An 8,457-nucleotide genomic window follows, 5' to 3' on the forward strand; every position below is an offset into this window, starting at 1 on the left:
CCACCAGTACCGTGCTTTCTGGGGCCGCATTGCCCACGGCGCGGTCAAGGCTGGCGACGAAGTGCAGATCTTCCCGAGCGGCGAAACCGCCATCGTGGCCGAAGTGCGCCATTCGGCGCTGGTGGTCGATTCGTGCGAAGCAGGCCAGTCGGCCGGCATCGTGCTGGACCGCCAGGTCGATATCTCGCGCGGCGACTGGATCCACTCGCCAGGCAGCATCAAGCCCACGGACAGCTTCACGGCCACCCTGGCCTGGCTGGACACTGAACCCGCCGTGGTGGGTCGCAAGTACTGGGTGCGCCATGGCAACCGCTGGGTGCAGGCGCGAATCACCTCGATCGACAACCGTCTGGACATCCACACGCTGGAAGACCGTGACGCTGGCGAGCTGGCCGTCAACGAAATCGGTCGCGTGCAGATCCAGACGCAGCAGCCCCTGCCGGTGGAGCCTTACCTGGACAACCGCATTGGTGGCGCCTTGATCGTGGTGGACCCCACGACCAACCGTACCAGCGGCGCGCTGCTGGTCAAGGCTGCCTGAGAGGCATCAGCATGGCCGACAAGCCCTGTTCACTCGTGACCGCCAAGGTCGTCTTCATCGGGGCCGGCCCCGGCGAGGCCGACCTGATCACCGTGCGTGGCAGCCGTTTGCTGGCGCAGGCGCAGGTGGTGCTGTTCGACGCCCTGGCGGATGCCTCTCTGCGCGATCTGGCGCCGCAGGCAACCTGGATCGACGTGGGCAAACGGGGCTTTTCCGGCAAGGAAGGCAGCGACTTCAACGGCCAGACGCGCATCAACCAGTTGCTGGTGGAGCAATCTCTGGCCGTGGGCGCCATTCATGGCGAACGTGGCCTGGTGGCACGCCTCAAGGGCGGTGACCCCAGCCTCTTTGGCCGACTGGAAGAAGAGCTGCACGCCTTGCGTGAAGCTGGCATCGACAGCGAAGTGGTGCCAGGCGTGACCTCGGCCCTGGCTGCGGCTGCCGCCACCAAGCGCCCATTGACACGCCGTGGCACAGGTCGCAGTGTCAGTTTCACCACGGCCATGACCCGCACGGGTGACCTGCAATGCGGCATGGGCCCCGGGCAACGTGCGGACACGGAAGTGTTCTACATGGCCGGGCGTCAGCTCGCGCCGCTGTCCAAAGGCTTGCTCGATGCAGGGTGGCCTGCAGACACCACGGTCAGCGTGGTCTCCCGTGCTGGCTGGCCCGACATGCGTCACACCACGCACACCGTGGGCACCCTGGGCGACGCCAGTTCGGTTCATGCCGGCAGGCCGACCCTGGTGATGGTGGGCGCTGGCGCCACCGATCTTCCTGAAGAACCTTTGACCCATATCGCCATTTGTGGCGAAGGAAGAGACCTTACGACAGGCTAAAGCGCAAGCCATGCCCGTAAAATCTCGCCCTATTCATCTTTAACCGACACAAGAGACTAGACATGACCCACGTCGTCACCGAAGCCTGCATCCGCTGCAAATACACGGACTGTGTGGACGTGTGCCCGGTGGACTGCTTCCGCGAAGGTCCCAATTTCCTCGTCATCGATCCCGATGAGTGCATCGACTGCGCGGTCTGTATCCCCGAGTGCCCGGTCAACGCCATCGTTCCTGAAGAGGACGTGCCCGGCAACCAACAGCAGTACATCCAGATCAACGCCGATCTGGCCAAGTCCTGGCCCAGCATCACCAAGCGCAAGGAGCCGCTGCCTGAAGCTGACGAGTGGAAGGACAAGACGGGCAAGCTGGATCAACTGATCCGCTGATTGCCGTCTCCCAGGCGGCACGCTCGATGATCCACACAGACGCCCTGGTCATCGGGGCCGGCCCTGTCGGCCTCTTTCAGGTCTTCCAGTTGGGCCTGCTGGGCCTCAAGGCCGAGATCATTGACGTGTTGCCGCAAGCCGGGGGCCAGTGCATCGCGCTGTACCCCGACAAGCCGATTTACGACATCCCCGGCGTGCCCTTGTGCACCGGGCGTGAGCTGACGCAGCAATTGCTCGTCCAGGCCATGCCCTTCATGCCGGCCGATGCCCCTGACGCCCCCTCACGCAACCTGCATCTTGGTCACATGGTGTCCGAGCTGCGCGCGTGCGCTGATGGCGGTTTCCAGATCGAGACAGACAAGGGCCTGCTGATACAGGCGCGCGCCGTGTTCATCGCGGCGGGTGCCGGCGCCTTTGTGCCACGCACACTGAATCTGCCGGGCCTGGCCGAGGCTGGCAATGTGCACCACTTCCTGCATGAAGCGAGCGGCACCACCGCACCCTGGGCTGGTCAACACCTGATCATCCACGGCGGCGGTGACGAGGCCTTGTCGGCCGCATTGAGCATCGCCCGCCACCCGGATCTGGCGCAACGCCCTGCCCGCTTGAGCCTGTTGCATCGCCGCGACCAATTTCAGGCAGAAGCAGACCTGGATGCGGCCGTACGCGACTTGATGGCCGCAGGTGAGATCAACCTGATCGTGGGCATGCCCACCGAAGCCACCGTGGATGATGGCCTGGTCACCAGCCTGCAGATTCTGGGTACTGATGGGCAGACACGAAGCCAGCCTCTGGACCATCTGCTGATCCGCCTGGGGATGAGCCCCAAGCTGGGCCCCTTGAGCAACTGGGGCATGGCGCTGGAGCGCAAACAGGTGGCCGTGAACACCGCCAGTTTCGAGAGCAGCATTCCCGGCCTGTATGCCGTGGGCGACATCAACGTCTACCCCGGCAAGAAGCGCCTGCTGCTGTGCGGCTTCCATGAAGCGACGCTGGCTGCCCACCACGCAGCCGCCGCGCTCAACCCGGATGCACCGCAACACCTGCTCTACACCACCACCAGCCCGCTGTTGCACCAGCGCCTGGGCGTAGCCAAGTAGAATCCCACCATCGCTAGGGGTGCGGGCGGTTCGTTGCCAACGAGCTTGCTGCGCTGAGAGAGTCCCTTTGAACCTGACCGAGGTCGTGCTCGCGTAGGGAAGCGTCTGCATCACGCACTGCACTCATGCCCGCCATGAGCCCTGCCTGCGCTGCGAACAGCCTCCCGCCCGAACACGCCTTGCCCGTTGTCATCGTGCTGGAGTTGTTCGAGATGCACCGTCAAGATTCTATTTACCGCGCCACGAAGGCGCTCAACAAGCTGTCGCCGCTGGCACTGGCGGTGCTGGTTCTGCTAGCACAAGATGCCGCACAGGCCCAAAGCAGCGATGACGAGCGCACCCTGCCATCGGTCAACGTGACAGCGCCAGCCAAACGCCAGGCGCGCGCCAGCATCGCCGGCCTGGGCGATGGCCCTGCCTGGCAACAGCCCGTGCAGGCACAAAGCTTCAGCGAGGACACCTTCAAGGATGCGCAGGCCACACGCCTGGCCGACCTCACCAAGCTGGACGCCAGCACCACCGACTCGTACAACACGATCGGCTACTGGGACTACCTGACCATCCGCGGCTTCACGCTGGACAACGCCTACAACTACCGACGTGAAGGCCTGCCTATCAATGCGGAAACCCGGCTGCCCATGGACAACAAGGCCAGCGTCGAGTTGCTCAAGGGCACCAGTGGCATGCAGGCGGGCGTGAGCGCACCGGGTGGTCTGGTCAATCTGGTGGTCAAGCGGCCTGATCGACGCGTTCGCACGGCCAATGTGGCCCTGACCGATGCAGGTGATCTCCTGACCAGCGTGGACCTCGGCGACCGCTTTGGCGAGCGTGCCGAATGGGGCGTGCGCGTGAATGCAGCGGCAGAGCGTCTGGCCACGCACGTGGACAACACGCGTGGGCATCGGCAACTGATCGCCTTGGCCGTGGACCGCCAGTTGACGCCTGCCCACACCATGGAAGCCGAGTTCGAACACAGCTACATGAGCCAACCCAGCGTGCCGGGCTTCAGCCTGTTGGGCGATCAATTGCCATCGGCGCATGACATCGACCCGAGCCTCAACTTCAACAACCAGTGGTGGACTCAGCCTGTACAAATGCAAGGCGACACAGGCACCATTCGCCTGCGCAGCAACCTCGGCCAAGGCTGGAAAAGCACGATCACCTTGGGCGAGCAGCGCTTGAAATCCGATGACCGAGCGGCCTTTCCTCTCAGCGGCGACGGCTATAGCTGCCTCTATGGCACCAAGAATCTGGCGGTCTACTGTGCCAACGGCGACTTCGACCTCTACGACTTCCGATCCGACAATGAACTGCGGCTGACCAGATCCGTGCTGGCCGAGGTGCAAGGCCGCGTACAAACCGGCGGCATCCAACACGATCTGACCGTTGGCGTGTTGCGATCCTTGTTCCGATCGGGCCTGTCCACGCAGGCCTACAACAAGGTGCCGGAAACCAGCAACCTGTCTGCCCCATACACGCCCGTCAGCCCGGCACCAGTGCCTGGCTTCGAGGTGTCCAATCGCCGTGAGCAGAGCACCGAGTGGCGCCTGCAAGACGCGCTGACCTTCAGTCGGGAGACGCAAGCCTGGATCGGCGTGCGCTACACCCAGTTGCATCGCGAAAGCAGCCCTACCGGAGGTTCGGAGTCACCTGTGGCAGATGACCGGTCGCTGGCGACACCGTGGGCAGCACTGGCCTACACGTTCGCACCACAAACGCGCGCCTATGCCAGTTGGGGTGAAGGCATCGAACTGAAAGCCGCGCCCTACGGCATGGGCTACAACAACCCAGGCGCCATCCTGCCCACGATGAAGAGCCGCCAGTGGGAGCTGGGGATCAAGGGCCAATACACCCTGGACAAGGCTGTTCAGCAATGGGGTGTCAACTGGTTCCACGTCAAGCGCCCTGAAGCTGACTTCATCAGCTACACCTACGTACCCGACGGACTGTCCACACACCAGGGTATCGAAGGCTACTGGCAGGGCCGCATGGGCGCGTGGAGCCTGGGCGGCAGTGGCATGGTGCTGGACGCCAAGCGCCATGGCAGTGCCCAGGACTTCATCAACGACAAGAGCCCGGTCAACGTCCCGGCGCACACCCTGAAGCTCTCAGGCGCCTATGCCTGGGCAACGCCTCTACCCCTGACGCTGCAGCTTGACGTGGTCCACGAAGGACGCCGCTGGGTGGACCCTGACAACACGATCCGACTGCCAGCCTGGACACGTGTGGACGTGGGCCTGCGCGCCACGCAAGCCCTGGCGAGCCAGACCGTCACCTGGCGCCTGGGTGTCACCAACCTGTTGGACACCCGCGCCTGGCGCGAATCGCCCAACCCGTTTGGCGCGATCTACCTGTTCCCGATGCCAAGCCGCACCGTCACCGCATCGGCTCAAATCGACTTCTGACGCGACAAATTGCACGCCCTGGCCGACTGACGAAAACACACAACGCAGCCGGCCAGCTTGCAAAACCATGCTATAGTCGCATTCTCAGCTGATGTCCACGACGCAAGTATGGACAGAATCTGTTCCCCGATAGCTCAGTCGGTAGAGCGCCGGACTGTTAATCCGTAGGTCCCTGGTTCGAGCCCAGGTCGGGGAGCCAAAAATTCAAGACGGCTTTGCTTGCCGATTTGCAAAGCCCGACATCGTTTGATCCCCGATAGCTCAGTCGGTAGAGCGCCGGACTGTTAATCCGTAGGTCCCTGGTTCGAGCCCAGGTCGGGGAGCCAGATATCAAAAGCCTCAGCACATGCTGGGGCTTTTTTCTTGCGGCGACTTGTTCAATCTGGCCGTGAACCAGAAGGTGCTGCCCACACCCGGCACACTCTCTGCCCCCGCCTCGCCGCCCATCAAGCCTGCCAGTTTGCGCGCAATGGCCAGCCCCAGCCCCGCACCGCCGTGAGCACGCGTGCTGGAGTTGTCCCCCTGCTCGAAAGGCTGAAACAGGCTCGCAATTCGTTCCGGCGCGATGCCCACACCCGTGTCCTGCACCTCGAAACGCCACAGCGCGTCGTCCAGGCTGGTCTCGATCAGGCGCACGCGGAGGCGAATGCCACCGTGCACGGTAAACGCGACCGCATTGGCGACGTATTTCTGCAGGGCCTGACGAACACGGTCCACATCACCCCAGACCCAGACCGGACATGCGACAGGCTCGACCTCAACGCTCAGCCCCTTCGCTTTCGCGCGCTCCACGACGCCTGATCGCACCTCGTCCAGCACAAGCTGCAAGGAAAATCGTGACTCACGCAAGACCAGTTCGCCCGACTCGATGCTGGCGATGTCCAGCACGTCGTCCATCATCGCCATCAACTGATGAGCCGCATCCACAATGATGCTCAGGCGCTGACCTTGTACAGGGCTGGGATTGGATTGACGCATCAGGCTGGAGAATCCGAGGATGGCGTTGAGCGGCGTGCGGATCTCGTGGCTGATGTTGGCGAGGAACTCGGTCTTGGCCCGGCTGCCCGATTCGGCCGTATCCATCGCCTTGCGCAGTTCATCCGTGCGCGCTACCACCAGATCCTCCAGGTGCAGACGGTATTGGAGCAACAAGGCTTCTGCGCGCTTGTGCTCGGTCTGATCCGTCACGGCAACCCGCACTTCCATGCGCCCGTGCACGGACAGCTGGCTCAGGCAATCGAGGCGCGCAGGCAGACGCGAACCATCCACCCGCATCAAGGTGAAGTCGGCACCATCAGCTTGCGAGGCTTGTGTGAGACGCGTCAAACTGCCGACCCATCGGGCCTGCTCCTCCGGTGCCACCAATGACAGGAAAGGCCGCGAGGCAAGACTGTCTCTGTCGACCTGCAGCAACTTGGCCCCCGTCAAGTTGATGCGCGTGACCTCCCCGAGATCATTGATCGTCAGGTAGCCCACTGGCGCACGATCGTAAAGATCCTGATAGCGATCCCGGGAGGCCTCCAGTTCATGCTGATAGACCCGCAGGGCCTCATTGCTCATCTCCAGTTCAATTTGATGCACCTGCAATTCATGCATGAGTGCCAAAGCATCCGACGCCAATGACGCCGGTGTATGGATGTTGGGCGTCTGAGCGAATCTTGCCTCAGCCGCTTCTCGCAAGGCCCTTTCGACAGCGCCCCGTTGGACAGGTGGAGTCATGCGTTCCCCGAGCTTGAATGCTCGACACCGTATGCGAGCGAAGCTTTGCCGTCCGTTCGTTAGCGAACAGCGCGGAAAGCGCAGAAGCCCTGCATACTTCGGAATGCCCAACGCCAGTCACCAGACACCGCCCAATCCAGATCGCACAGCACCTCGCGTTGTGGCCGTAGGTGCCTCAGCGGGGGGGCTGGAGGCCCTGGAGGCCTTTGTGGCTGCCGTGCCGATCAACAGCGGCATGGCCTATGTGATCGTTCAGCACATGGCACCCACGCACAAGACCATGCTGAGCGCCCTTTTACAACGCGTGACAACTTTGCCCGTCATCGAAGCTCGCAACGATCAGGCCCTGGCGCCCGACACGGTCTATGTGATCGCGCCAGACTGCGAGCTGACGGTCAAACAAGGCCGGCTGTACACCGGACACGCGGAAGAGCCCAGAGGCTTGCGCCTGCCCATCGACGTGCTCTTGAATTCACTGGCCCAGGATCTGCAATCGCGCGCCATCGGCGTGGTGTTGTCCGGCATGGGCGCTGATGGCACCCAAGGCTTGCAAACCATCAAGGCGCAAGGTGGCCTGACGCTGGCCCAGACGCCCGAGTCGGCGCAATTCGACTCGATGCCCCGCAGCGCCATCCAGTCAGGCTGCGTGGACATCATCGCCGAGCCCGCCGAGATGCCCATGCGCATACTGGCGCAATCCGGCCAGATGCGCGCCAACAAGGCGGCCGGCCCCCTGTCGGACATCGAACACGCCTCGTCACTGGCGCGCATCCTGGCCTTGCTGCGCCAACACAGCAAACACGACCTGTCCCTCTACAAGACCAGCACCCTGCTTCGGCGAATCGAGCGGCGCATGGCCGCACACAACCTCGGCCATATTGACGAATACACCGCCTATCTCGAAGACAACCCGCAGGAACGCGACCTCCTGTTTGCCGAAATGCTGATCGGCGTGACCAGCTTCTTTCGCGATGCGCCCGTCTGGCAGGTGCTTCAGGACAAGGTCATCCCCGAATTGCTGGCACGACGTTCACAGGCTCGACAGATACGAGCGTGGGTCGTCGGCTGCTCTACAGGTGAAGAGGCCTACACGCTGGCCATGGCCTTCCACGAGGTACTGGACCACATGCCAGACGCCGAGACATGGTCCCTGCAGATCTTCGCCACCGACCTGAGTGCCGATGCCATTGCGGTAGCCCGCAAAGGCCTGTACCCCGACAAGGCCATGGCAGACATGCCCGCTGAGCGATTGGCACGCTTCTTCACCAGACAGGACGGGGCTTACCAGATCAGCAAGGCCATTCGTGACACGGTGCTGTTTGCCCAGCACGACGTGATTCTGGATCCCCCCTTCACCAGGCTGGATCTGCTGTCCTGCCGCAATGTGCTGATCTACTTCAACACCGAACTGCAGCATCGCCTGATGCCCTTGTTTCACTACAGCCTCAAGCCCGGTGCGGTTCTGGT

7 protein-coding genes, 2 tRNA genes and 1 riboswitch are annotated in these 8,457 nt (G+C 62.9%); of the genes, 8 read left to right on the forward strand and 1 reads right to left on the reverse strand.

The features are described from left to right. The 7 genes from VFW93_RS10975 to VFW93_RS11005 form a co-directional block, all read left to right on the forward strand. Nucleotides 1–541, forward strand: a 541-nt coding sequence (locus VFW93_RS10975) for an elongation factor 1-alpha C-terminal domain-related protein (RefSeq protein WP_414639651.1), incomplete at its 5' end; no start/stop codon positions are given. 11 nt (nucleotides 542–552) lie between these two features. Further along, nucleotides 553–1,380, forward strand: a complete 828-nt coding sequence (cobA, locus tag VFW93_RS10980; protein ID WP_329694036.1) for a uroporphyrinogen-III C-methyltransferase — start codon at nucleotides 553–555, stop codon at nucleotides 1,378–1,380. Between the two features lie 62 nt (nucleotides 1,381–1,442). Continuing rightward, nucleotides 1,443–1,766 carry a ferredoxin FdxA gene (gene fdxA, locus VFW93_RS10985; RefSeq protein WP_290672603.1) on the forward strand — a complete coding sequence of 108 codons (324 nt, stop codon included), beginning with the start codon at nucleotides 1,443–1,445 and terminating at the stop codon, nucleotides 1,764–1,766. 26 nt (nucleotides 1,767–1,792) lie between these two features. Beyond that, entirely contained in the window at nucleotides 1,793–2,866 is a 1,074-nt protein-coding gene (locus VFW93_RS10990; protein ID WP_329694037.1) for an NAD(P)/FAD-dependent oxidoreductase, read from the forward strand. A gap of 5 nt (nucleotides 2,867–2,871) precedes the next feature. After that, a riboswitch (TPP riboswitch) is annotated at nucleotides 2,872–2,983 on the forward strand. A gap of 8 nt (nucleotides 2,984–2,991) precedes the next feature. Then, nucleotides 2,992–5,271, forward strand: coding sequence for a TonB-dependent siderophore receptor (locus VFW93_RS10995; protein WP_329694038.1), 2,280 nt, complete (start codon nucleotides 2,992–2,994; stop codon nucleotides 5,269–5,271). Between the two features lie 123 nt (nucleotides 5,272–5,394). Then, a tRNA-Asn gene (locus VFW93_RS11000) sits at nucleotides 5,395–5,470 on the forward strand. A gap of 51 nt (nucleotides 5,471–5,521) precedes the next feature. Then, nucleotides 5,522–5,597, forward strand: a tRNA-Asn gene (locus VFW93_RS11005). Nucleotides 5,598–5,610: 13 nt separating this feature from the next. Here VFW93_RS11005 and VFW93_RS11010 read toward each other — a convergent pair. Beyond that, on the reverse strand, nucleotides 5,611–6,867 hold the full coding sequence (locus VFW93_RS11010) for an ATP-binding protein (protein ID WP_329694039.1): 1,257 nt from the start codon (nucleotides 6,865–6,867) through the stop codon (nucleotides 5,611–5,613). Between the two features lie 226 nt (nucleotides 6,868–7,093). Between VFW93_RS11010 and VFW93_RS11015 the strand changes: the two genes are divergently transcribed. Continuing rightward, a partial coding sequence (locus tag VFW93_RS11015; protein ID WP_329694040.1) for a chemotaxis protein CheB occupies nucleotides 7,094–8,457 on the forward strand: 1,364 nt, incomplete at its 3' end.

This window comes from Aquabacterium sp., assembly GCF_036279675.1.
GTDB lineage: Bacteria > Pseudomonadota > Gammaproteobacteria > Burkholderiales > Burkholderiaceae_C > Aquabacterium.

Excerpts from the sequence above, each read along its gene's own strand:
- VFW93_RS10995 (WP_329694038.1), top strand. The coding sequence starts at position 2,992 with ATGCCCGCCATGAGCCCTGCCTGCGCTGCGAACAGCCTCCCGCCCGAA.
- fdxA (WP_290672603.1), top strand. The coding sequence starts at position 1,443 with ATGACCCACGTCGTCACCGAAGCCTGCATCCGCTGCAAATACACGGAC.
- cobA (WP_329694036.1), top strand. The coding sequence starts at position 553 with ATGGCCGACAAGCCCTGTTCACTCGTGACCGCCAAGGTCGTCTTCATC.
- VFW93_RS10990 (WP_329694037.1), top strand. The coding sequence starts at position 1,793 with ATGATCCACACAGACGCCCTGGTCATCGGGGCCGGCCCTGTCGGCCTC.
- VFW93_RS11010 (WP_329694039.1), bottom strand. The coding sequence starts at position 6,867 with ATGCATGAATTGCAGGTGCATCAAATTGAACTGGAGATGAGCAATGAG.